19 protein-coding genes and 4 pseudogenes are annotated in these 23,731 nt (G+C 64.5%); 11 read left to right on the forward strand and 12 right to left on the reverse strand.

Translation table 11 applies throughout. The annotated features are described in order from the left end of the window. Positions 1-39: 39 nt before the first annotated feature. Positions 40-1,986 (forward strand): ABC transporter ATP-binding protein, encoded by a 1,947-nt coding sequence (locus tag AC1RQC_RS29175; RefSeq protein WP_492808896.1) that lies wholly within the window; start codon positions 40-42, stop codon positions 1,984-1,986. A gap of 201 nt (positions 1,987-2,187) precedes the next feature. After that, a pseudogene (locus AC1RQC_RS29180) lies at positions 2,188-2,403 on the forward strand (TOBE domain-containing protein). On the opposite strand, the gene AC1RQC_RS29185 reads toward AC1RQC_RS29180, so the two are convergent. After that, complete coding sequence (locus tag AC1RQC_RS29185; protein WP_492809103.1) at positions 2,301-2,591, reverse strand: hypothetical protein; 291 nt, start codon at positions 2,589-2,591, stop codon at positions 2,301-2,303. The pseudogene AC1RQC_RS29180 and the gene AC1RQC_RS29185 sit on opposite strands and share 103 nt — an antisense overlap. A gap of 40 nt (positions 2,592-2,631) precedes the next feature. Here AC1RQC_RS29185 and AC1RQC_RS29190 point away from each other — a divergent pair, with 40 nt between their 5' ends. Next, positions 2,632-3,099, forward strand: coding sequence for a dienelactone hydrolase family protein (locus AC1RQC_RS29190; RefSeq protein ID WP_492808897.1), 468 nt, complete (start codon positions 2,632-2,634; stop codon positions 3,097-3,099). 46 nt (positions 3,100-3,145) lie between these two features. Here AC1RQC_RS29190 and AC1RQC_RS29195 read toward each other — a convergent pair whose 3' ends face one another. Beyond that, on the reverse strand, positions 3,146-4,222 hold the full coding sequence (locus tag AC1RQC_RS29195; protein WP_492885401.1) for an ABC transporter substrate-binding protein: 1,077 nt from the start codon (positions 4,220-4,222) through the stop codon (positions 3,146-3,148). Between the two features lie 240 nt (positions 4,223-4,462). On the opposite strand from AC1RQC_RS29195, the gene AC1RQC_RS29200 reads away from it, so the two are divergent. From AC1RQC_RS29200 to AC1RQC_RS29215, 4 genes are all read left to right on the forward strand, one after another. Then, the gene (locus AC1RQC_RS29200; protein ID WP_492885403.1) at positions 4,463-6,082 is read left to right on the forward strand and encodes an FAD-dependent oxidoreductase; all 1,620 of its coding nucleotides are present in this window, start codon (positions 4,463-4,465) and stop codon (positions 6,080-6,082) included. Further along, positions 6,079-6,396 (forward strand): 4Fe-4S dicluster domain-containing protein, encoded by a 318-nt coding sequence (locus AC1RQC_RS29205; RefSeq protein WP_492808902.1) that lies wholly within the window; start codon positions 6,079-6,081, stop codon positions 6,394-6,396. Before AC1RQC_RS29200 ends, AC1RQC_RS29205 begins: the two co-directional genes overlap by 4 nt. Positions 6,397-6,466: 70 nt before the next feature. Further along, complete coding sequence (locus AC1RQC_RS29210; protein ID WP_492885405.1) at positions 6,467-7,036, forward strand: hypothetical protein; 570 nt, start codon at positions 6,467-6,469, stop codon at positions 7,034-7,036. A 148-nt stretch (positions 7,037-7,184) separates the two neighbouring features. Continuing rightward, the gene (locus AC1RQC_RS29215) at positions 7,185-8,549 is read left to right on the forward strand and encodes an LLM class flavin-dependent oxidoreductase (RefSeq protein WP_492808905.1); all 1,365 of its coding nucleotides are present in this window, start codon (positions 7,185-7,187) and stop codon (positions 8,547-8,549) included. A gap of 54 nt (positions 8,550-8,603) precedes the next feature. Here the strand turns inward: AC1RQC_RS29215 and AC1RQC_RS29220 are convergent, their stop codons facing one another. The 6 genes and pseudogenes from AC1RQC_RS29220 to AC1RQC_RS29245 form a co-directional block, all read right to left on the reverse strand. Then, entirely contained in the window at positions 8,604-9,203 is a 600-nt protein-coding gene (locus AC1RQC_RS29220) for a nitroreductase family protein (RefSeq protein WP_492808907.1), read from the reverse strand. A gap of 49 nt (positions 9,204-9,252) precedes the next feature. After that, positions 9,253-10,470: an MFS transporter gene (locus tag AC1RQC_RS29225; protein ID WP_492885407.1), complete on the reverse strand. Its 1,218-nt coding sequence runs from the start codon at positions 10,468-10,470 to the stop codon at positions 9,253-9,255. A 20-nt stretch (positions 10,471-10,490) separates the two neighbouring features. Continuing rightward, on the reverse strand, positions 10,491-11,336 hold the full coding sequence (locus tag AC1RQC_RS29230) for a class I SAM-dependent methyltransferase (RefSeq protein WP_492808912.1): 846 nt from the start codon (positions 11,334-11,336) through the stop codon (positions 10,491-10,493). A gap of 73 nt (positions 11,337-11,409) precedes the next feature. Then, positions 11,410-12,381 (reverse strand): TauD/TfdA dioxygenase family protein, encoded by a 972-nt coding sequence (locus tag AC1RQC_RS29235; protein WP_492808914.1) that lies wholly within the window; start codon positions 12,379-12,381, stop codon positions 11,410-11,412. Positions 12,382-12,602: 221 nt separating this feature from the next. Then, positions 12,603-13,671 (reverse strand): annotated as a pseudogene (locus AC1RQC_RS29240) (LLM class flavin-dependent oxidoreductase). A 49-nt stretch (positions 13,672-13,720) separates the two neighbouring features. Then, positions 13,721-14,007 (reverse strand): annotated as a pseudogene (locus AC1RQC_RS29245) (NAD(P)H-dependent oxidoreductase); the annotation flags it as partial. Here AC1RQC_RS29245 and AC1RQC_RS29250 point away from each other — a divergent pair. From AC1RQC_RS29250 to AC1RQC_RS29260, 3 genes and pseudogenes are all read left to right on the forward strand, one after another. Beyond that, positions 13,994-14,380 (forward strand): annotated as a pseudogene (locus AC1RQC_RS29250) (TCP-1/cpn60 chaperonin family protein); the annotation flags it as partial. The pseudogenes AC1RQC_RS29245 and AC1RQC_RS29250 overlap by 14 nt on opposite strands. 271 nt (positions 14,381-14,651) lie before the next feature. Then, the gene (locus tag AC1RQC_RS29255) at positions 14,652-15,626 is read left to right on the forward strand and encodes a Bug family tripartite tricarboxylate transporter substrate binding protein (protein WP_492808916.1); all 975 of its coding nucleotides are present in this window, start codon (positions 14,652-14,654) and stop codon (positions 15,624-15,626) included. 40 nt (positions 15,627-15,666) lie between these two features. Next, entirely contained in the window at positions 15,667-16,977 is a 1,311-nt protein-coding gene (locus AC1RQC_RS29260) for an LLM class flavin-dependent oxidoreductase (protein ID WP_492809089.1), read from the forward strand. 449 nt (positions 16,978-17,426) lie between these two features. Here AC1RQC_RS29260 and AC1RQC_RS29265 read toward each other — a convergent pair whose 3' ends face one another. Further along, positions 17,427-17,804: a PHA-granule associated protein 4 gene (locus tag AC1RQC_RS29265; protein WP_492808918.1), complete on the reverse strand. Its 378-nt coding sequence runs from the start codon at positions 17,802-17,804 to the stop codon at positions 17,427-17,429. 545 nt (positions 17,805-18,349) lie between these two features. Between AC1RQC_RS29265 and AC1RQC_RS29270 the strand changes: the two genes are divergently transcribed. Continuing rightward, complete coding sequence (locus AC1RQC_RS29270; protein ID WP_431798406.1) at positions 18,350-18,673, forward strand: H-NS histone family protein; 324 nt, start codon at positions 18,350-18,352, stop codon at positions 18,671-18,673. 1,504 nt (positions 18,674-20,177) lie between these two features. On the opposite strand, the gene AC1RQC_RS29275 is transcribed toward AC1RQC_RS29270, so the two are convergent. From AC1RQC_RS29275 to AC1RQC_RS29285, 3 genes are read right to left on the reverse strand one after another with little or no spacing between them, the layout of a single operon-like run. Beyond that, complete coding sequence (locus AC1RQC_RS29275) at positions 20,178-21,773, reverse strand: gamma-glutamyltransferase family protein (protein ID WP_492808919.1); 1,596 nt, start codon at positions 21,771-21,773, stop codon at positions 20,178-20,180. A gap of 3 nt (positions 21,774-21,776) precedes the next feature. Then, positions 21,777-22,757 carry a Bug family tripartite tricarboxylate transporter substrate binding protein gene (locus tag AC1RQC_RS29280; RefSeq protein ID WP_492808920.1) on the reverse strand — a complete coding sequence of 327 codons (981 nt, stop codon included), beginning with the start codon at positions 22,755-22,757 and terminating at the stop codon, positions 21,777-21,779. Positions 22,758-22,800: 43 nt separating this feature from the next. Further along, the gene (locus AC1RQC_RS29285) at positions 22,801-23,718 is read right to left on the reverse strand and encodes a ferritin-like domain-containing protein (protein ID WP_492808922.1); all 918 of its coding nucleotides are present in this window, start codon (positions 23,716-23,718) and stop codon (positions 22,801-22,803) included. Between the last annotated feature and the right edge of the window lie 13 nt (positions 23,719-23,731).

Consider the following 23,731-nt stretch of genomic DNA (forward strand, 5'->3'; position numbering starts at 1 on the left):
CTTTTCCCTACATCGTCCCCACATCATCACACCACGATCATGTCTTCCTCGCCAACGTTCCAGCGTGCGCCGGGCACCCCCGACCTGCCGGCCACGCCCTTTCGCTTTATCTGTCACTTTGTGGCGCGCTACCGCTACTGGTACGCGATGATGCTGTTGTTCGAGGGGATCGCCGCTGGCAGCGGCATTCTGATCCCCTATGCGCTGGCGCGCATCATCAAGGAGGTGACCACCGCGGCCGGCCATTCCATAGCCCTGGTGGCGGTGCTGCAGCAGCCGCTGCTGCTGTTCGTGGCGTTCTCGCTGGGCGAGGTGGTGTTCGGGCGCCTGGCCGGGGCCATCCAGATCCGGCTGGGTCCACGCCAGCGCCAGAATGTCACGCGCGAGATCTATCACTACCTGCAGCACCACTCGCACCGCTACATCAGCAACAACTTCGCAGGTTCGCTCGCGCATCGCGTCAGCGAAGCCTCGCAGGGCGTTACGCAGACGCTGTGGGCCATCATCACGGATTTCTGGCCTATCACCATCGTTTTCACCGTATCGATCGCGCTGCTATACCGGGCCCATGAACAGCTGGGACTGTTCGTGGCGGCGTGGGCTGTTGTGTTCGTCGGCTGCTCCTACTGGTTGGCGACGCGCTGCCAACCGTACGCGTTCAAGGCGTCGTCCGCGCGCAGCGAAACTACCGGCAAGGTGGTCGACTCGGTGAGCAACCTGACCAGCGTCAAGCTGTTTGCTCGCCTGGACTTCGAGCGGGAACACCTGGAGCAGTACCTGACCCGCGAGATGACGGCGATCCGTAAATCCAACGGCTACTCGGAGCGGGTACGCTGGTTCCAGTTCTCCGCCGCGGCCGCGCTCAAGATCGGCGTGCTGTACTACGCGCTGACGCTGTGGGGGCAGGGAGGGATCGGCGTCGGCGAGTTTGTGATGGCGGTGAGTCTGTCCCTACTGATCATCAATGAAGCCCGCAACCTCAGCCGGCGCTTTCTGGAGTTCTTCGAGTACATCGGCAACGTGGCCAACGGCGTGGCCACAGTCGTGCAGTCGCATGAACTGGTCGATGCGCCAGGCGCGCGCGCCGTGCCGTTGCTAAGTGGCAGCATCGCCTTTCGCGACGTGGACTTTGCCTACGCCGACGGCAAGCAGGTGTTCCGGCAAATGAACCTGTCGATTCCGTCGGGGCAGCGGGTGGGCCTGGTCGGTTTTTCCGGCTCGGGCAAGTCGACCTTCACCAGCTTGGTGTTGCGGCTGTTCGATCCGCAGCGTGGCCAGATCCTGATTGACGGCATCGATATCCGCGATCTGACGCAGGATTCCCTACATGCGCAGCTCAGCCTGATCCCGCAGGATCCCAGCCTATTTCACCGCTCGCTGCGCGAGAACATCCGCTTCGGGCGCATTGAAGCGACTGATGCCGAAGTGGAGGCGGCGGCGCGTGCGGCCCATGCGCACGATTTCATCATACAGATGAGTGAGGGCTATGACGCGATGGTGGGCGAGCGCGGCGTCAAGCTGTCGGGCGGGCAGCGCCAGCGTATTGCGATTGCCCGGGTGATCCTGAAGAACGCGCCGGTGTTGATCCTGGATGAAGCCACCTCCAGTTTGGATTCCATCACCGAGAAGGCGATACAGGACACGCTCGACGACGTTATGGTCGGCAAGACCGTGATCGTGGTGGCGCACCGGCTTTCCACCATTGCACACCTGGATCGCATCCTGGTGTTCGATGCAGGGCGCATTATCGAGGACGGCACCCATGCGGAGTTGCTGCGGCGGCGCGGTGCATATTTTGCGCTGTGGAGCAAGCAGGCGGGCGGGTTCTTGCCGGAGGAAGTGGATGGTGAACGGGTGCGCGCGGATCGCAACCCGCCCGCGGAGCGGCCCGGTCCGGTGGTGCTGCCGGAGCCGCGGGCGGTCGATGAGGATGTGCGGGATGGATTGCGGGCTGGGCGAGGGGATATGCTGCCTGCTGTGGCCTGAGGCGGGGCGGAAACCGCTCGCATTGGCGCAGCTTTTTCGCGGCGCTGCTGCGCCAGCAGCGGCACGAGGGACACCATCCGGCCCCGCGTGGGCCAGGACGGCTGGCATGGAGCTTGCCAGTCAAGGCAGGGCGGGGAGGCGTAAGCACCGGCCCAAGCCAGCCACCAGTTGCCTGTTATCGATCAAGGGAAAACGCAAAGCATGACCATCGCAGCCATCAACGTTCGCAACCAGTTCCGCGGTCGCATCTCGCACATCATCGGAGGACCTGTCGTTTCGGCGGTCGATGTCGAGACGCCGGGCGGCATCGTAACCTAGGTCATTGCCACCGGCTCGGTGCGCGACCTTGGCTTGGCCGTGGTGACGGAAGTCATCGCCTTGGTGAAGGCGACCGAAATTTCCCTCGCGACCCTGTAGAGCAATCCGGCGTGCAGTATGGCCCAGTTCATTGCAGGCATTGATGAGAAGCGAACATGAGCGAGAAGCAGATCAATTTCCCCACCCAGGACGGCGAACTGGACGCCTGGGTATTCCTGCCTGACGGCGAGGGCACCTGGCCGGCCGTCATTCTCCATACCGACATACGCGGCGCGCCCGGCCTTCATCGAGAAAGGCCGACAACTGGCCGCGCAAGGCTACGTGGTGGTGCTGTCGAATCTCTACTACCGCACGGACCGGGCGCCCGTCGTCGACGCCGCACTGTTGGCCTGGCTGGGCGCCCACCCGCGCGTGGCGGGCGAAGCGGTGGGCATCGCAGGCTATTGCCTGAGCGGGGCCATCGCGCTGCATGCGGCGGCGGACTATCCCGCGCGCATTGCCACCGTTGCAGCCTTCCATGGCGGCAATCTCGCGACCACGGCAGCGGAAAACCCGCATCTGCGGGCCGCCGCGATCCGCGCGCGCCTTCACTTCGGCCATGCGCAGGATGACGCCTCGATGCCCGTGGCCGATATCGGGCGCCTGGAGGCAGCGCTGGCCGCGGCCAGCGCGGAGCACACCGCCACCCGCTACCCCGCCAGACACGGCTTTGCCGTGGCGGACAACCCGGCCTCCATGCCGAGTCCGAAGCCCGCCACTGGCAGGAGCTGCTCGGCCTGTTCGAGGCGACACTGAAGGTCGCCGCCTGACGTCGGTGGCAGTCGGGCTGCCGCGAGTGCGATCAAGGCGCCAGCGGCTTGCCGTTGGCGTCGAACTGCGGCCAGGCCTGCTCCAGCTTCAGTTCTTTGAGCGCCGCATCCAGATAGGCCGGTGCAATCCACTGCGTAACCTCGAAATTCTTGCGGATCAGCCGGAAGCGGTAAGCATCGGCCACCGCGTCCTTGAGCCGTGCCACCACGAAGGGATCGAAGCGCGGCGACAGCCTTACCGCCAGTGGAGTGCCTTCGAACTCCTCGCGCCAGACGGACGCCGGCGTGCCGCCCAGTGCCCAGATCCTGAACACTTCCTCGCGGTTCGTGTCGTCGGAGGCCCACAGCGCTGCGCGGGCGAGCGCCTTGACGGTGCGCTGGGTGAGCTTCGGGTATTTGTCGGCAAACGTCTCGGTGGCCAGCATCACCGACTGTCCGGTAATGGTGGGTGCCACCTTGGTCGAGTACACCACGCGCGCCACGCCCTGGTCCCGTAGCTTGAGCAGCGCAGCCCCGCCGAACAGGCCGTCGATGTCCTTGTTGACCAGGGCCGCCTGCGCGGAACCGGTATCCAGGTTGACGGCGCGGATGTCGCGTTCATTCATGCCGTTGGCTTCCAGGATGCGGTTTACCGGTAGCTGAGTCATGGTGCCCTTGCTGAAGGCGATGCGCTTGCCGCGGATATCCGCCACCGAGCGCACCGTGGATTGCGGCGGCACCAGCAGGTAGGCATTGGTGCGGCTGCCCAGAATCAACAGCACGCGGGTCTTGAGGCCATTGGCGCGGCCGATAATGGCGGGTAGGTCGCCCTGCAGCGCGAAGTCGAGCTGATGGTTGGTGAGCGCCTCGTTGACTGCCGGGCCAGTGCCCTTGAAGAAGAACCAGTCGATCTTGATGCCGTCGGCGTGGAACTCCTCCTCGATCAGGCCGCGCACGTTGGCGATGGCCATGGCACTGCCCGAGGACAGCCGTGGCGGGTTGCCGGACGGGGCATTGGCAATGCCGATGCGTATGACCTGGGGCGACTGCGCCAGCGCGGAGATGGCGAATACAAACAGGGCGAACGCAACCGAGCCGGACAAACGGCGAGGGGTGGGCAGGAGGCGCATGGAAAGGTCTCGTCAAATTGGGCCTGAGGCGCAAGTCGCATGCCACCGTAAATGGCGTGCAAAACCGCGAGATCCGACACCCGGCGTGTTGCTGGCGTACCAGTTGCGGCACCTGACTGCTGCGAGCGCAGCAACACTGGTGATGCAATCACGCCACAAGCGCGGAGGAAGTCGCGCCGGACGCGTGGCATGCATCGTGCATTTTCCCCATCAAGCAAGGCTAAACCACGGGAGCAAGGTATGGGCACGAACGGATGGGAAGGACCGGCGGCGCAGCCGGCGGATGTGCTGGTGATCGGCGGCGGGCCGGCAGGATGTTGGGCCGCATGGCGCGCGGCTAGGCAAGGCGCGCGCGTGGTGCTGGCGGACAAGGGGTATGTGGGCACATCTGGCGCCACCGCGCCCTCCGGCACTGGCGTCTGGTACATCCCCCCGGAGCCCGAGGCGCGGGCGGCGGCTATCCGAGAGCGCGATGCGCTGGGCGGGCACCTGGCCGATCATGGGTGGAGCGCGCGGGTACTCGACCAGACCTACCACAACCTGAACTTGGTGGCCGAATGGGGATATCCCTTCCCGGTCGACGAAGACGGCAAGCAGCAGCGGCGCTCGCTGCAGGGGCCGGAGTATATGCGGCTGATGCGGCGGGTCGTGCGGGAGGCCGGCGTGAAGATCCTCGACCAGAGCCCCGTCACCGAACTGCTGCTCGATGACGATGGCCGCGTTGCTGGCGCACGCGGCACGCGGCGGCAGCCGGAAGGCGCCTGGACGGTACGCGCCGGCGCCGTTGTCATCGCCACCGGTGGTTGTGCCTTCCTGAGCAAGGCGCTCGGCTGCAACGTGCTGACAGGTGACGGCCAACTGATGGCGGCCGAGGCGGGCGCGGAATTGTCGGGCATGGAGTTTTCGAATGCTTATGGACTGGGGCCAGCCTTTTCCTCGGTGACCAAGTCTGCGTTCTGTCGTTGGGCCACGTTCCGGCACCAGGACGGCACCGAGATACCGGGTGCGGGCGGGCGCAGCCGCAGCCCCATCGCGCGCCTGCTGCAGCAGGGCCGGGCGGTCTACGCTATTCTCGACAAGGCAACCCACGAAGACCGCCGGCTGGCACGCTTCGCGCAGCCAAACTTCTTCCTCTCGTTCGATCGCACCGGGCTGGATCCATTCACCCAGCTTTTCCCCGTGACGCTGCGACTGGAAGGCACCGTGCGCGGCACCGGCGGCCTGCGCATCATCGACCGCGGCTGCGCCACAACGGTTGCCGGGTTGTTTGCGGCCGGCGACGCGGCCACGCGGGAACTGATCTGCGGTGGCTTTACGGGGGGCGGCAGCCGCAATGCGGCGTGGGCGACTTCGTCGGGTTATTGGGCCGGCGAGTCTGCCGCGGCCTTCGCGCTTGGGGTGGGCGCGGACGCGGCGGGGCGGCCGGTGCGCGGGGCGGCCGCGGAGCACTTGCGCGGGAGTGGAGAACCCATCGAAGCGGCGGCGCTGATTCGCGCGGTGCAGGACGAAATGTTCCCCTACGCGCGTAATTACTTCCGCGACCACGACGGGCTGCTTAGCGCGCTGGCGCGGCTGGATGCCCGCTGGGATGCCTTGCGCGGCGCCGCGGCACCCGCTCCGGGCACGACGGCGCGCACACGCGAAGCCGTGGCGATGCTGGCGAACGCGCGCTGGATGTACCGCAGTGCATTGTTTCGCACCGAAACACGCGGCATGCATAAGCGCACCGACTTCGCCGGTCCGGACGCGGCGCAGCGGCACTTCGTGGTGAGCGGCGGCCTGGACGAAGTCTGGGTGCGGCCGCAACGGGAAGCGTGGCATGCCGCGCCGCAGGCACAGCAGCTGGAGCTGGCGGCATGATCGAGCTCATCAGCCAGGATCGCTGTGTCGGCTGCGATCTCTGCGTCAAGATCTGCCCGACCAATGTGTTCGACGCGGTGCCGGGCGAGAACCCTGCGATCGCCCGGCAGCGGGATTGCCAGACCTGCTTCATGTGCGAGGCCTATTGCCCGACGGATGCGCTCTACGTGGCGCCGTTCGCCGACAAACGCAAGGCGGTGGACGAACGGGAACTGGCCGGCGCCGCCCTGCTTGGCAGCTACCGGCATTCTATCGGCTGGACACCGGGCACGCGGCGCGACGATGACCAGAGCTACAAGCTGCTGCGCGGGTGAGGCCGGCGCAGTGTCCCTGGACTTCCACTGTCAGCCTATGCAACTTCCCTGCCCTCCGCTACGCATTTCCGTGGTCGGTCCCGCTGGGGCGGGCAAGTCCGCGCTTGGCATGGCGATCGCGCAGACGCTTGGGGAAGGGCGCGTGGGGCGCGTGCCGACCGATTACTTCTTCCTTCCCCGGCCGCCCGGCATGACCCTGCGCACCTTCCTGACGAGGCCACTGGACTACGATTGGGGCCTGATCGACCGGTTGCTGGCGCACCGACTCGGCAGCCCGGCGTCGACGCCGGATGTGGACCTCACCAGCTTTATCCGCCGCAGCGATAGCGGCGGCCTGCGCTTCGCCATCCGCCCGGCGATGTTGTTCGATGCCATGCGGCCGCATCCTCGCTCCGACCTGCTGATCCGCGTCGACGCCCCGGTTGCGCTGCGGCGCGAACGCATTGCCATGCGCGACCGCCTGTGGGGTACCAATATACAGGGGCGCTGGCCACACCTGCAGGCCACATGGCTGGATGCCTGCCGCTGCGCGCGGCTGCGCTGGCAATCGCCGGACCTGCTGCTGGACGGCCGAGATGCGTTGCAGGATAACGTGCTCAAGGTGGTCGCGCTGCTACACGCGAGACAGTTGCTGCGTTGAGCGCTGCTCGCCGCGCAGCAGCTACTCCGCTGTCGCGACGGCAGCGCGAGGTCCTGGAGGATGGCATGGAGTTTGCGCTTTGGGATGGTCGCCACGCCACACGCGTGGTGCCGATCAAACAATCAGACCATCCCAAGCGAGTATTTCCATGAGCGAACGTCAACTCAAGCTCGGCGCCTTTATACAGGCTACCGGCCACCATATCGCCGCCTGGCGTCATCCCGGCTCCCAGGCAGATTCCGGGACCAATATTGACCACTATCAGGACGTCGCACGCACGGCAGAGCGCGGCAAGTTCGACCTGGTCTTCCTGGCCGACAGCGTTGGCGTGGTGGAGCGAGGTGACGACGAGGCGAGCAGCCGCTATGGCCGCATCGCGCATTTCGAGCCGGTCACGCTGTTCGCCTCGCTGTCCGCGGTGACACGGCATGTCGGCTTTGTCGCTACCGCCTCCACCACCTACGAAGAGCCCTACCTGCTGGCGCGCAAGTTCGCTTCGCTGGACCACATCTCCAAGGGCCGCGCCGCCTGGAACGTGGTGACCACCGGCAACGAGAGCGCCGCCGGCAACTTCGGCAAGGAAGAGCACCCGGCGCATCCGCTGCGCTACGAGCGCGCCGAGGAATTCCTCGATGTGGTCAAGGGTCTGTGGGACAGCTTCGAGGACGACGCCTTCCTGCGTGACAAGCAGGGTGGTGTCTACTTCGACAACGGCAAGCTGCACACGCTCAACCACAAGGGCAAGCACTTCTCGGTCAAGGGGCCGCTCAATATCTCGCGTCCGCCGCAGGGCTATCCTGTGGTGGTGCAGGCGGGTGCGTCGGACGCCGGCCGCGAGCTGGCCGCCCGCACGGCAGAGGTGATCTTTACCGCGTGGCAGACGCTGGAAGAAGCGCAGAAGTTCTACCGGGACGTCAAGGGGCGGCTGGCAAAGTACGGCCGCCATCCCGACGAGCTGAAGATTATGCCTGGGATCTCGCCAGTGATCGGCCGCACGCAGGAGGAAGCGGAGGAGAAGTACGCCGCCTTGCAGGGGCTGATCCATCCGTCGGTTGGACTCGGCATCCTGTCGCGCTATTTCCCCGGTGTGGATCTGAGCCAGTATGACCTGGACGGGCCGCCGCCGCCGTTTGCCCAAAGCACCAATGGCAATACTAGCCGCCTGGCACTTGTCACGGAACTGGCGCAGCGCGAAAAGCTCTCCCTCAGGCAGTTGTACGAGCGCCTGGCTGGCGCGCGCGGCCACCGGGTGGTTGTGGGGTCGCCCGAGCGAATCGCGGACGAGATTGAATCCTGGTTCCGCAATGAAGGCGCCGATGGCTTCAATGTCATGCCGCCGGTTCTGCCGGAGTCGCTGAACGACTTCGTCGACCTGGTGGTGCCTGAGCTGCAGCGCCGCGGCCTGTTCCGTACCGAGTACGAGGGACGCACGCTGCGCGAGAACCTTGGGCTGACGCGGCCCGCCAACCTCTTCGCGTTGCGGCGCGAGGCCGCGGCGGCCTCGGTCGCCTAAGCTGGCTTGCCTGCCCGTCCACGTAGTGCGGCGGGCAGGCCGGTGCGCGATGCGTCAATCCGCGGCGAAGGAGAAGCGGCCTTCGGCCACCAGCTGTTCCAGCGGATGGCGCTGGTTGGGATACTCGCGCGCCTGCAGGGCTTCCGGCAATTGCGACTTGTCGCCCTGCTTGCCGATGGCAATCACCGCCTCGATGGCGTAGTCGTCTGGGACGGCCAGCGATCCGCGCAGCCGGGCCTTGTCGAAGCCGCCGATGCCATGCGCATGCCAGCCCGACAGCGTGGCCTGAAAGGCAAGGCTGGCCCAAGCCGCGCCGGCGTCGAAGGAATGGGTGGCGATGGGCTGCGGCTCGTTCTTGCCCGGCGGCGTCCACACCTTGCGCGACAGGATTGCCACCAGGGCCGAGGCGCTCGCCCCCCAGCTCTGGTTATATTCGGACAGCGCCGCGAATACCGGTTGCCAGGCAGGCGTGTCGCGGCGTCCATAGATAAAACGCCAGGGCTGCGCGTTGTAGCCAGACGGCGCCCAGCGGGCCGCCTCGAAGAAGCGCAGTAAGGTCGCCTCGTCGATCGCCTCGCCGGTAAATGCGCGCGGCGACCAGCGCTGCAGGAAGAGCGGATGGATATCGTAATCAGTGCTGCGGGATTGGGACATGGAAGCTCCTGAACGGGAAGAGTGCGAGGGAGGGACAAAAACGGCGCGTTCAGCTCGACGGCATGTTGCTTGACGAAGGCGCGACGGCGGGCGTGCTATCCGCTTTGCGCAGGAACCAGAACGCAAGCAGGCCATAGAGCGGGAGGAAAATAAAGAACACATTCTGCAGGCCGACCACATCGCCAAGCAGCCCGCCAGCCGCACTGCCGCAGAGCGAGCCGAGTGGCCCCACCAACAGGTTAGCGCCGGACACCTTGCCCCGCCCCAGGCGCGCGCCGATGCGTGCGATGCGGGTCAGGCTGACGATCTGCAGTAAGCCAAGCCCCAGTCCCTGCAGTAACACACCGGGCCACAGCCAAGCCGCGCCGGGTGCTCGACCGAGCAGAACGAGCGCCAGCGCCACCAGCCCGAAGCCGGCCAGGTAGCTGCGTCGCAGCCCCAGCCGCGCGGTGGTGTTGCCAAGCAGGAACAAAGTGGCGATATACGCCAGTCCGGAGCCCGTGAGGTAGGCCGAGGCGTGGGCGGCATCCAGCCGCATGCTCTCCAGCGCGATCACCAGGATAAAAGTGCTGAAATACATATGGGTGGACTGGGCGCAAAAATCGACGAGGTTGGTGATCCGCAGGTCGCGGTCACGCAGCAGGGCGCCCAACTGCCTGAGTACGGCGGCCTGGCCGCCGCGCGGGCCGGACTGCGCAGGGCGGGCGTAGCGCGCGAACACCATGGGCGAGAGCGCGATGGTCAACGCGAAGCTGGCTGCGATGGCCCACCATGTGCCGCGATAGCCAATCCAGGCGACCAGGCTCACGCCCAGCGCCGGACCGACCAAGAACATGCCGCTCATATGGGTGCCGCGGTACCAGCCCGCCTTGTTCTCACCCAGCGTGCGGATCTGCTCGAAGAACACGCTGTTGAGCGAGACAAAGCGCAGCGGCATGAAGAAGCTGATCGCCGCGCTGCAGCCCAGCAGGAACCAGGGCGTGGCCGCCCACGGCACGATGGCATAACCAAGTCCCGCAAGCGCGCTGCCCGTGACGAACAGCCGAACGGGGCCATAACGGTCCACCAGGAAGCCGATCGGCACGCTCATGACGAGCGTGCCGATCATTTGCCCGCTGGCGATCAGCCCCAGCTGCGCGTGGCTGGCGCCCAGCTCCAGCGCATAGAGCGAGGTGACGATCTTGGCGACGCCCACGCTGGTGCCCATCAGCGAGGCCAGCAGTGCGAAGACGACGAGGAAGCGATTGTGCAGGAGCCAGGCGCGCATCTTTGGAGGCCGCGCCTGGCTCAGGACGCCAGCGGCTTGTGTGCCGTGGCGAATATCAGATAACGTTCCAGGCGGATGCCTTCGGCAGTGCGGTAGCGTTCCAGCAGTTCGCCCAGGGCCGCAAGCACATGCGCAAGCTCCACGTCGTCGAAGGCGGTCAGTGTGTTGCCGAAGGAGCTGCTGCGGCTCCAATCGACCAGGCTGGCCGCGTCCGGTACCAGGTCAACGATGGTCCGAGTCGCGCCATCGTAGCCGGCAAAGCCGGCCGCTTCCACCAGCGCGCTGAGCTGCGCGTTGCTGACTGCGCCGAGGTTGCGGCCGTGCGGGCGGCGCGCCGGATCGACGCCGGCGGCCTCCGTGGCTGCGCGCAGCAGGGCGCCTGACTGGTGCGGCTTGTCGGCGTCGCCGCTGTTCAGGCCGAGCCGGCCGCCTGGCCTGAGCACCCGGAAGATCTCCGCCAGCGCGCGGGGCTTGTCGTCCACCCAGTGGAACACGCTGTTCAGGTATACCACATCGAAGCTACTGTCGGCAAAGGCGGACAGCTCCTCGGCGCGCCCGACGCTCACGGCGAAGTTGGCCTGCCCCTTGGAGGCGGCAATGTCCACCCGCAGCGGCAGCGGATCAATGCCGGTTACGTGGCCGCCGGGCGCCACTTTTTGCGCCGCGTAGACACCAAGCCGGCCGGTGCCGCTGCCGATGTCGAGCACGCGTTCGCCGGGATGGAGGGCGAGCGCGTCGATCAGCAGCTTGCCGTGGTTGAACTGGCGCACGCCCACCCGCTCATAGGTGGCGGCGAGCTCCGGCGAGTCGAGCGCGAAGCTGACCTGCCGGCGTGGAACGGCTTCGAGCAAAGTGGTTTGGCTCATGATGTTCTCTGTGAAAAGGAGAGTCTGCTGTGGCAGGCCGGTGCCGTTGGCCGCGGCCTGCCGGCTCGGGTATTCAGGCCAGGGCCGGTTCCGGCCGAGTGGGTGTATCGACCGGCTGCGCCAGCGCACTCGGCGCGCGGGTGCCAAAGGCTTCGCCCTCAACGCTCTTCGAACGGAAGCCGTCCGGTCCCACCGGTATGTCGCCGGTCAGCGTGGTGCGGTAGAGTACGCGCTCGACCTCGATGTGGTCGAGATCCTGGGGCGCCAGATGCGCGGTGGCACGGTTGTCCCAGAAAGCGATATCGCCGTTGTTCCAGCGAAAGCGCGTGGTGTAGGCCGGCTTGGCGAGCTGGTCGAAGAACAACTCGAGCAAAAGTTCGCTTTCATGCGGCGAGACGCCAACGATATGCGAGGTGAAGCCCGGGTTGACGAACAGTGCGCGCTCTCCAGTCTCGGGGTGGACGCGTACCACTGGATGGATCGAAACCAGTGGCTGGGCAGCGATGCGTTTGGCGATGCGGCTCTCCGATGGGAGCGTGGCGCGTGCGTTGAAGCGGTGCTCGGCGCGCAGCCCATCGGCCAGCGCGCGCAGCGGTGCGGACAAGCCCTCATAGGCCGCCACTAGGTTGGTCCAGGTGGTATCGCCGCCGAACGCCGGCACATTGACGGCGCGCAGGATGGAGCCGGCCGGCGGATTGACCACCGCGGTAACGTCGGTATGCCAGCGGCTTTCGTAACTGCTGCGGCGGATGCCGTTGCGGCGCTCGTAGCGGCTGCGATCGATGGGCAACAACTGCGGGAAGTTCTCGATCGGTTCGTCCTCGTGCGGATGCGCGTAGGTGACTTCACCGAAGCGCGAGGTAAAGGCGACTTGGGCGGCGTGGTCGATATGTTGGCCGCGGAAGAAAACAACTTTCCATTTCAGTAAGGCGCGGCGGATCTCGGCAACGGTGTCGTCATGCAACGGCCCCGACAGGTCGACGCCCCCGATTTCGGCGCCGATATGGCCGGCAACCTGGCTGACGGTGATGTGCTTGTAGCTCATGGTGTGTCCTTGCGAAACAGATTGGGAGGGAGGCCGCCGATGGCGTCTGCGCGCTGGCGGTGGTAGTGAGTAGCAAGCGCTGTACCAAGCTGCCAGACCCGTTGAAAGCCGCTGTATTTCGCGCCTTCCCTCGCCAATATGCTGTTGGCGAAGCAACGGCAGGAGCAGCTTTGCTGCGTGCTGGGCAGCAGCCGAGAGAAGGGGCTGGCCCCCCTGGCACATCAAGCAGCGTTGGCGTATCGGTTCACTGGGCGTCGCAGCCCGAGGTTCTCGCGCAGCGTGGTTCCCGTGTAAGCGGTGCGGAACAAGCCACGGCGCCGCAATTCTGGCACCACCAGCTCCACAAAGTCGTCTCGCCCGGCGGGCGGGGTGGGTGGCATCACGTTGAGGCCGTCCGCGGCGTCGTGGCGCAGCCAGTCTTCGCGTTGGTCCGCGATCTGCGTCACGGTCCCAACCAGTTGCCAATGCCCGCGCGCGCCTGCGATGCGCTCATAAGTCTGGCGGATGGTCAGGCTTTCGCGGCGGGCCAGGTCCGTGATCGGCGTCAGCTGGCTCTTGCCGCCGTTGGTGTCGGACTCCGTCGGCGCCGGCAGCGGGCCATCCAGCGGAAAGCCGGACAGATCGATGCCCCCAGCATGCCGGACAACGGCGCCAGACCGGTGCTCGGATGGATCAGGCTTTGCAGTTGCTGGAATTTCGCGCGCGCGTGGGCTTCGCTCTGGCCTACCACCGGGAAGATGCCCGGCGTAACCTTGAGCCCGTCCGGCGCGCACCCGAACTTCGCCATCCGGCCCTTGAGGTCGGCGTAGAAGGCTGCGGCCTCGGCCCGATTCTGCCCGGCGGTGAGCACAACTTCGGCCGTGCGCGCTGCCAGCTCGCGGCCGGGTTCGGAAGAGCTGGCCTGCACTACCACCGGCCGGCCCTGCGGCGAGCGGGCGACATTGAGCAGGCCTCGCACCTGGAAATGCTTGCCCTGGTGGTGCTCTGGGTAGCGATCAGGCCGATGTGACTGGTGACGGTGGACAGCATTGAGAGCAGCGTCAACGGCTCAAAGCTGATATTGCCCGCGCTGCGGCTTTGCGATTCGAGATCACCGCGGTTCCATACGGCGGCGCTGTCCGCGAGGAACAGCGTGTCTATGCCGGCACGCTCGGCGGTCTGCGCAATGCGCTTGTAGTGACCGATGCTGATGCCGCCGTCGACGGCGGTGTCGGGATGGCGCCAAGCGGCAACGTGGTGGCCGGTGGCGGGGACGAACGCACCGAAATGGAGTTGCTTGGCAGCGGTCATGGTTTCCTCTCGCGGCTTTGCGCGGCGGCGCATGATATGTGGCGAACGGCGGCACGGCACGCTCGATGGCTAGGCACACACGCGCCGGCAAGGCTCTACTGCCTCCGGTAGCCGTCGAAATCCGCGGTCGCGGCATAGACGCCGATGGGCAGCGTCAGCGCCTGAATGAAACTGAATAGCGGCCTCAACTGGTACTCGATGACCAGCGCATGGCGGTCGCTACCGCCGGTGGCGGCAAGGATGACCGGTGTGTCGATCAATGCATCCTGGCCGATCAGATCGAACAGGTGCTTGAGCAGTCCGGGCAGCGCCACGGTAGACTGGCGTGGCGCTGATTCGTGCGCGCCAGGCCATCAAGGATCTGACGGGCATCAACCCGGACCAGCAGGCAGGCATCAAGATCGTGCTGCGGGCACTGGAGGAGCCGTTGCGCCAGATTGTTGCCAACGCCGGCGAAGAAGCCAGCGTGGTGGTAGCGCGCGTGGCCGAAGGGACGGGCAATTTTGGCTACAACGCGGCGATGGGCGAATATGGTGACCTGGTGGAAGGTGGTGTGGTTGACCCGACCAAGGTCACACGCACCGCTTTGCAGAATGCCGCTTCGGTGGCAGGCCTGATCCTTACCACGGATGCCGCGATCGTTGAACTGCCTAAGGATGAGGCGACCGTGGGCGTGGCGGGAGCGGCCGGCGCAGGGCTGGATTTCTGAACCTGCAGATCGAAGCCCTGAAGTAGCTCGGGGCCAATGACGAAAGTCCCGCACTACGGTCTCGGATTGTTGGCAACGCCTCCCCAATGCGGGAGGCCTTGTATATTACGATCGATGGTCATAGTAGCTTGGTGCCAGCTAAGCGCATTGAATATCTCACTGTCGGGATTTCGTCAACGAACGACTTCAACTTACCTGCTTCGGAAATGTTCGTTAGGCTAACCGCTTACACGTGTGACACTCGCCCCTCGCATATTCGCTGGCCTTTGTCATGCCCATCTTCGCTATTCGTCTCGCGACAGCCATCATCCTAGCTGCTAGCGCCGCATCCTCCTTCGCGCAGGCCGGTCTGGCATATCCTTCCCGCCCGATTACCTATATCGTGCCTTACGCGCCCGGTGGCACCAATGACAATGTGGCGCGCATCATCAGCAAGCGACTGGCGGAGAAGACTGGGCAGAGCGTGCTGGTCGAGTACAAGCCTGGAGCCGGCGGCACGCTGGGTGCAGGCTACGTCGCGCATGCGCCGGCTGACGGCTATACGTTGCTCAATACGTCGATTGGCAATCTCGCGATCGCACCGCAACTGGTCAAGACCACGTTCGACCCGTTTGTGGATTTCGTTCCGGTGGCCTACATCGGCAACTCTCGCGCCACGGTGGCGGTCAATCCGAACGTGCCCGCGCGGAACCTGAAAGAACTTATCGCCTTTGCCAAGGCAAACCCTGGCAAGCTGACCTACGCGACCTCCGGAAATGGCACACCCGGACATATTGCCGGCGAGTTGCTTAAGTCGCTGGCGGGCATCGACATGCGCCATGTGCCGTACAAGGGCAGCGCGCCTGCCGTGGCAGACGTCATCGCTGGACATGTGGACGTGGTGTTCGATCCCCTCAGCACGGCATCCATCAAGGGAGGAAAGCTGCGGGCGCTCGCCTTCTTCGGTAGCGAGACATCGCCCGAATTGCCGGGCGTGCCGTCGATCGCGCAGGCTGGAGTCAACGGCTGGGAGAATGCGTTGGGCGGCTCCTTCTTCATCTCCGCACCGAAGGATACACCTGCGAGCGTACTGGCGGCGCTGCGGGGATGGCTCAACGAAATCCTGCTAGAGCCCGCGACTATCCAGGCGCTCGCCCGTGTTGAGGTAGAAACCCGTTCGCTCACGCCGGAGCAGACCAAGGCCACGATACGCTCTGTCCATGACCTGTCACGTCGCATCATTCAGAGCAGTGGAACGCAACTTTAGGCTCGTCGGTGCCGGCGCAACCTACTTCACCACAACTGATATGTCCACACCTTCGCCAAAGCCCATCAGGCTTGGTCTGTTCCTTCTGGCCGCCGGCCACCATGCCGCAGGCTGGCGCCATCCCGACGCCGAGTCCGGCACGGAGAATATCGATTTGATCGTGCGGGCTGCACAAGCAGCGGAACGCGCCAAATTCGATATGGTCTTTTTTGGCGACCGCTTGCTGACCACGCCCGATTCGCACCCGTCGATGATCACGCGGCCGGAACCGCTGACGCTACTGGCCGCATTGGCGATGGTGACTCGCCACATCGGTCTGGCGGCAACGGCATCCACGACCTATAGCGAGCCATTCAACCTCGCACGCATGTTTGCCACAGTGGACAAGATATCGAAGGGCCGGGCCGGATGGAACATCGTGACGACCTTCGCCGATGGCTCGGTGAACTTTAGTAGAGAACGGCATCCCGACCATGCCGAGCGGTACGCGATTGCCGATGAGTTCGTTGAAGTGGTCAAGGGGTTGTGGCGGTCTTGGGAACCCGATCCCTATGTGAGGGACAAGGAGGCCGGCGTGTATGTCGACATTGGCAAGATGCGTGCCTTGAATCACCGCGGCAGGTTCTTCGAGGTGGCGGGTCCACTCAACGTGACGCCGAGTCCGCAGGGGCATCCGGTGCTGATCCAGGCGGGCTCTTCTGGGCCTGGCCAGGCACTTGCCGCTCGTCATGCCGAGGTGGTCTTCACGGCGCAACAGGACTTGGTGGCGGCGCGGCAGTTCTATGGGGAAATCAAGGAACAGGTGGCCAAGCAGGGACGCGATCCGGCCCACTGCCTGGTGATGCCAGGGCTGATGCCCATTGTCGGCCGCACCGAGCGGGAGGCGTACGAGAAGCTGGCCGTATTGCAGAATGGCACCGATCAATCCAACGCGACTGCCTTGCTATCGGAGCAATTGGGCCACGATATTTCGGGCTACCCGCTAGATGAACCTTTGCCTGAGCTGCCATCCACCGAATCCATCCAGAGTCGCAGCCGGCTTCTGAAGAAGCTCGCGCGCGACCGTAACCTTACTTTGCGGCAGCTCTATCAAGTGGTTGCGAGCGCTCGTGGTCACCAGGTCGTTGTGGGCACCGCAGGGCAGGTCGCGGAGCATATCACTATGTGGGTGGACGAGGGCGCTGCCGATGGCTTCAATATCATGCCGGCCTATTTCCCAGGGGGACTAGACGATTTCGCGAATGGGGTGGTTCCGCTATTGCAGGCACAAGGGCGGACCCGCACTGAGTACCAAGGCAGCACCTTGCGGGAACACCTTGGGTTGCCGCTGCCCCCGCTTCCGTTGCGTTAGCCGTGCGACGATCGCAGCCCAAAAAGATTCCCCACATATCGCCGCAAATTCGGTTTGTTCGCTAACGCCATAAGTGCTGGCCCCACGCCATCTAGACGTGGCAGCAACTCGTCTTGGCAGCTTGCCTCGCAGATGCGTAATTGTTGCACAGGGCTACTCCCTCCGATTCTACTTGCGAGTCTAGACGCCTTATGGGGGGCAAAAGAGTTCTCGTTTTCAAGCCTGCCGGTCCTCTACGCACGGCTCGCCGAGAATCTCGGCTCGGAACGACTTCAAGATCCGCATCCGCGAAGTGGACAGCCACTGCCGTACGTCTGCAGCAGTTGATTGGTGCTCAACGGCGAGGCGCGCAGACGGTGGGACCCTCAAAAGTCGATCGCGCACCTCTGGCAGGGACTACCATCATATACTGTCGAGTACGGTGGCCGGGAGCCAAGGGGAAGCCGTGTTTACTCTACCCATACTGCATCCACCACTTCCCTTATCAAGTCTCCGGCGAGGATATAGTCCCCCAACTTGGACGCCTTTGCCTCCAAGCTCTCCAACACAGCCCCAGACAATTCGCTCAGATCAAATTGGCAATAGAGGTTCCGCTGCCGAAATGTCGCTTTGGGCCGCGATAGGCCAGCGACCAACGCCGTCGGCGATTTGACAGCAATGTTCTCTTGCCCGCGATATTCCACTCGTATTCCTGCCTTCTGGCCGAGCCGACCAAGTTCGATTGCGTCCTGCCAGCCTGCCTCGTAATCCAGTTCCACCACGGTCACGCCTTCCGTCCCCAGGAGGTTTAGTGCCTCCCCTTTGGTGCCAGCTCGTACTGTTGCCATTGACTTCTCCACTCACATTCTTGGCGCTTTTGGGCAACATCCTGTGTTCCCACACTATTGTAGTCGCCGGCGGAGCCTCGAGCCTGAGACCACGTTCCGGCGATTGACATCCGCAGGGGCTGGGGATTGTTGGGCAGACCGGGTGGGGAGAGGGCGCTGCGATGTCGCCGTTTTTTCAGAACACACTTCATTCAGAGTGGGATGCCAGCCATGGCATTGGCATTGGACAATTCCCCAGCTGCCACAGTCATAACCAGAGTCCTTGCAGGCTTCGAGTTCGGCAAATTCGGCTCGGGGCAGCCAAGGGTCGGCGAAGAACTTGTTGGTGCATGCCTCAGTCTGCACATGGTAACTCGCATTGGCTCACCCACTCTGCTGCAATCGCACTTTTCCTGACGGGGAAGAATAGACCGAGAGGGCTGCATTCACAGAAGTTATCTCTGTTCCGGCTAAGATCATCCGGGCGGGCTAGATTCACTGAGTTAGTAAAAATACGGCGAAGTGCTGTAGGATAATCGAACTGTTATTTATAGACGGAGATCGAAATGGCTACCTACAAACAATTGCTAGCAGAAAAGGAAAAGCTGGAAGCCCAGCTCGCCGAGGTTCGTCAAAGCGAAGTCGCCGGCGTCATTGAGAAGATCCAGGCTTTGATGGCAGAGTACGAACTCACCGTCGATGACTTGGCGCCGAAACGACGCCGTGGACGCCCGGCGGCGAGTGACAAGCCTAAGGCTGCGGCGAAGGAGAAGACCTCGCTGCCGCCGAAGTACATGGATCCAAAGACGGGTGCCACCTGGACCGGCCGCGGTCGTGCACCGGCGTGGCTGGGGAAAAATCGCGATAAGTTTCTGATTCCAGAGGCGTGAGCCGTTGGTGGAATGATGCTGCGGGCGTTAGCGCTGGCGAATCTGGGAAAGCGACAACATAACGGCGTCCCAAATGCGCCTTACGCGCCCGCGAAGCTGGAATCTGCATGGCTGATTCTTCAACACCTGTTCACCAAGAACGCGTGACGGCGGTGAGCCGGAAACGCGTGGTGCACCGCCGAGGTGGCATCCCGTTCGATGACTTGAATGGTGGACGAGAGGGACATTGCTCGGTGCGGGTCGATGGTTGTTCGGCGCTACAGCCGTTCGCTCACCTCATGGGCAGCCTGCAACGGCGAAATCCCCCGGACAGCTCCACTGCCTCGGCCCTCTCGCATGGGGTATTGCATTCATCGATGCGCGTTCGGCTAGCCGCATCCACACCGGCCGCCAGTGGCATCCTTACCGAAGGTAACTTGCGCACGCTTACGGCTATGTGCAGCGCGCTATCGTCGTTGATGCCGCGTTGCCCAGGATCGGCACCGAAGGCCAGCAGCAGCCTGAGCACCTTTATCACTTCCGTTCGTGCGCGTGCGCCTGTCCGGGTGAGACTACATGAAAGCGCTGCAATCTGCGCGGCGGAAGACTCGCGTGATCCACCCTGATCTTCACGAACTGCTTGTATCCCTCGCATCGCTTGACGTCTGGCCCTTTCATTTCGTGTCGTCTGAGCCGGCCCCATTGTCGCCTTCTAGAGAGCGCGTTGGGGCGAGCATCAACGCGGCGACTTCGCTTGGCTGCACACGTGGGCACGGCGGGGGACCATCCATGTCGAGCATCCTTTGATCATCAAAATGCAATTAATCGCCAGGATTCCTATCCCAACCTTAAATTGGGTTTTGGGAGGGGCGCGGACGGGCTCCTAGCATCTGGCCATCCTGCACTGACGCGCCTGTGTGGCTTCGCGCCGTGCAGCGTCCTCGCTGTGCAAGTCGGCGTAGATAGTGCGGAATCCCATACCACGCGGTGGCGAAGGTTGTCCCATCCGCCTACCGTGCCGCAGAACTAAACCGCGATTTTCCGCGCGTGGGGAACGCGAGCGTGTTATTTCACGAACGTGAATGTATTGCGCGGGAGTTTCGGACCGGAGTTATACCGAAGCACATCCTGTTTCGAGCGGACTTGCTCCACTGTGGCGGCCTTCCCGCCAATTCGGTGCCGTTCCTACATCCGCAGTGGAGTTGGCTTCGGTGGCGGTACGACAGTGGATGTCGTACCGCCTTACGCGGATCTTTTTCGGCGATTCCAGTTGCCTAGCACACGCATACGATGCCGGGATCGCTTCGTCGACGCAAGAACCCCGGAACCCCGCGCCGACGGCACGGCACCATCGTCACAGATCAGTTCGGTTTCGGTGCACTCGGGTTGAGATAGCGCACGCATTCCATGATGGGCTTGCAGTTGGTGCGTCCGCGTTGCATCGGCCTGTGCAACGTGTCCCGCATGCTGACCTGCCAGATCCACTCGCAGGGCACCTTCCACCAGGCAGGATCGCCGGGCGCCCCTATCTGACCGCGATATGGCTATCCCTGCGGGAATCGCTGGCGCCGACATACGAGCCACGCTTCCTGAGCAGGATCTGCATGCCCCCGAAGTCCCAGGTGCTCTCGGTTCTGGTGACCACGTCGTGGCCCAGGGCTGCGAGGCCCGAGACGGTATCGGCAGGAAAGCCGGGTTCGAGCACCACCTGGCGCCCCGGCCCGACCTTGAAGCGGGGTGCATCGACAATGGCCTGCGGGTTCTGCGCGTAATCGTACAGGCGCACCATCATCTGGACGTGGCCCTGCGGCTGGAATGTGCCACCGGTCGCGCCGAAGGCGATCGGCTCGCCGCCGCCGGCGAAGGCGAATCCCGGCAGGATGGTATGAAAAGGCCGCTTGCCGGGCCTGAGGAAAGACGGGGAGTGGGCGTCGGTGGAAAAGCATGCGCCGCGATTCTGCAGCGAAACACCGGCGTCGGGCACAACGATCCCTGAACCGAATCCCATGTAGTTCGACTGGATCAGCGAGACCATCATGCCATCGCGGTCGCCTGCCGCAAGGTACACCGTACCCGCCAGTGGTCCGAACGTGTGGCCGAAATCGGAAGCTTGCCGCATATTGATGCGTGCCGCGGCGGCCTGAAGGCAGGGGGCTTGCAAGCGGTCGCGTACCTGCCCGATCGCGCAGTCCGTGTCGCCGATCAACGGCCCGACTTCGGCAAACGCCAGTTTGATGGCCTCGATCTGGAGATGCAGCGAGGCCGCCGAGTCGGCCGGCAAGCGGGCAACATCATGATGCGCGAGCACGCCCAGCGCAAATAGCGCTACCGCGCCCTGACCGTTTGGCGGCAACTCGCTTACCTGCAGCGCGCCGTATGACGCCTGTATGGCATCGACCCACTCGGGTGCGTGCAGGCGTAAGTCTTCGGTGCTAAGGACACCGCCCGTTTCGCGGGCGAACGAGGCGATTCGCCTGGCGGTCTCGCCGGTGTAGAAGTCCTTGCCGTTGGTGCGCGCCACGCGTTCGAGCGTCCGCGCAAGCGTCGGCTGCAGGAACAGCGCCCCGGCTACGGGCGCTGCGCCGCCGGGGAGAAACGCCGCCTCGAAGCCCGGCTGGCTGCGCAGCTTGGGCACCTGTTCCCGCCACTTCTGCGCGACACTGGGAGAGACGTGGAAGCCGGCTCGTGCGTAGCGGATCGCGGGCGCCAGCACGGTAGCGAGATCGAGCCGGCCAAAGCGCGTGACCAGCGCGGTCCAGGCCGAGACGGCGCCGGGAACGGTGACGCTATCCCATCCGCGCTGCGGCATCGCCGGCAGCCTGGCAAGACGAGCGACGTCGATACCCATCGGTGCCCGGCCGCTGGCATTGAGGCCATACAGCTTGCCGCCAGAGAAGACCTGGGCGAACGCGTCGCCGCCGATCGAGTTGTTGGTGGGCTCGACCACTGCGATGGCGGCTGCCGCAGCGATGGCTGCGTCCACCGCATTGCCACCGCTCGCGAGGATGTCGAGCCCCGCTTGCGCGGCCAGCGGTTGGGATGCGATGACCATCTCGCTGCCATGCACGACAGCCTTGAAGGATGGGTAACGCTCGGGGGCGGAGGCGGATGGGGCGTGCATGGTCTACTGCGCCGCCAGGTGCTTGCTCTGGATCAAGCCGCCCCATTTAGCGTACTCGCTTTGCACGAAGATATTGAACGCCTCGGGGCTGCTCCATTCGATCTCGGCACCCTGCGCGGCGAACTGCTGGCGCACCTCAGGGGACCTGAGGACAGCGACGAGATGCCGGTTGAGGACATCCACAACGGGGGCGGGCATGGCGGCCGGCCCGAAGATTCCAAACCAGGCGGTCACATCGAAGCCCTGCACGCCAGACTCGGCGACCGTGGGCAAGCCCGGCAGCAAGCTGCTGCGGTGCGCTCCTGTGACGGCCAGGGCGCGGACGGTGCCGGCCTGGATCTGGGCCTTGGCGGTGACCTGGAGGTCGAACATCAGGTTGACCTGGCCGCCAAGCAGGTCGGCCAGGGCAGGCGCGCTACCCTTGTACGGGACGTGGAGCAACTGGATGTTGGCGGCCTTGGCCAACAGCTCGCCCGCGAGGTGGTTCGAGGTGCCGGCGCCAGCCGATGCATAGGTGATCTGGCCGGGGCGGGCTTTCGCCAGTGCGATCAGTTCTCCAATGGTTTTTGCCGGCACCGACGGGTTCTCCAGCACGACAAACGGCACGGATGCCACGCGGGAGATCGGCGTGAAGTCCTTGAGCGGATCATAGCCCACGCCACGATTGAGCGCGGGGTTCATCGCATGCGAGCTGACCGTGCCCATCAGCAGCGTATAGCCGTCGGGAGCTGCCTGGGCCACGAACTTGCTGCCAATGGCGGTGCCGGCACCCGCGCGGTTGTCCACCACCACAGGTTTGCCCACCCGTTCGGCGAGCCTCTGCGCGAGCAGCCTGGCCAGGATGTCGGCGGTGCCGCCAGGTGGATAGGGCACGACGAGGTGAATGGCGCGGTCCGGAAAATCCTGCGCGCCGGCAGGCACCGGCAAGGCCAGTGTGGTGGTTGTTACGGCGAGTGCAAGCAGCCGGTAAAGAGAAGTCAGCATAAGCAAGGCAGAGGAAGAATGAGGCGCGATCGGCGCGGAAGGCTCAGGACAGCAGCGGGACTTTGCCTTCGTCGACTTCGGCAATCGCCGGGATCTCCACGCCATGGCAGCCGACGTCTTCGCGGATCTCGTCCAGCGAGCGCTTAATGATCGCCATCTCTTGTTCGGGATGCGTGGCGCCCAGGCCGTATTCGGCAGCGAGGGCGCGTGCCCGGCCCGCGCGCCGTTGCTCGTCCTCTGGCAGGTTGACGACGGCGTAGACCCCATTGAGCAGGCTGCCGCGCAGTTTCTTGGCGAATTTCTGCCCGAGCAGCGCCTTGTCATCCGTCGATATTTCCGAGAAGAAACGCCGCATGATGATGCGTCCGAACTGGATATGCCGCGCCTCGTCGCGCAGGATCAGCTTGCAGGCCGTCCTAATGGACGCGAAGCGCGCGTTCTCGTAGCGGGCCTGCAGCAATTCGCCGGATAGCTGCTCGAACAAGGTGTTTACCGCCAGGCCGGCGAAGAAGCTCATCTGCTTCTCATCGCGCTCATCGTGGAAGCGGGGGATGATGGCGCGGAAGTAGTCCGAGCGCGGCGACTCCTGATAACCGGATATGGCACGCGCTACGCGGAACGAGGCCTCGTGGTGCCGCAGTTCCTCGGCGATGAAGTTGACGACGTGCTGCTTCACCTCGAACGGCTGGTGCTCGAAGATCGCATCGCGCAAGCGCTCGGCGCCGTAGGGAATGGCGCCGTGTTCCATCCAGGCGCGCAGGCTCCACCACTCGCCGCCAGCTTCGCGCACTTCCGCAGGAATGTCGGCCTGCTCCAGGTCCGAGTAGTCGATCTGCGTCGGGTCCCACGCCAGCGCACGGGCCTGCTCGCAAAGGCCCCAGACATCTTCGTAGGCCACGGTGGAGACGATGGGGTACGGGTTTGGAACGGGGGTGAGTTCTTCAAGCAGGGAGGGGCGCATTGTGTGGTCCTGT

Source organism: Cupriavidus sp. GW822-FHT03E04 (assembly GCF_058801495.1).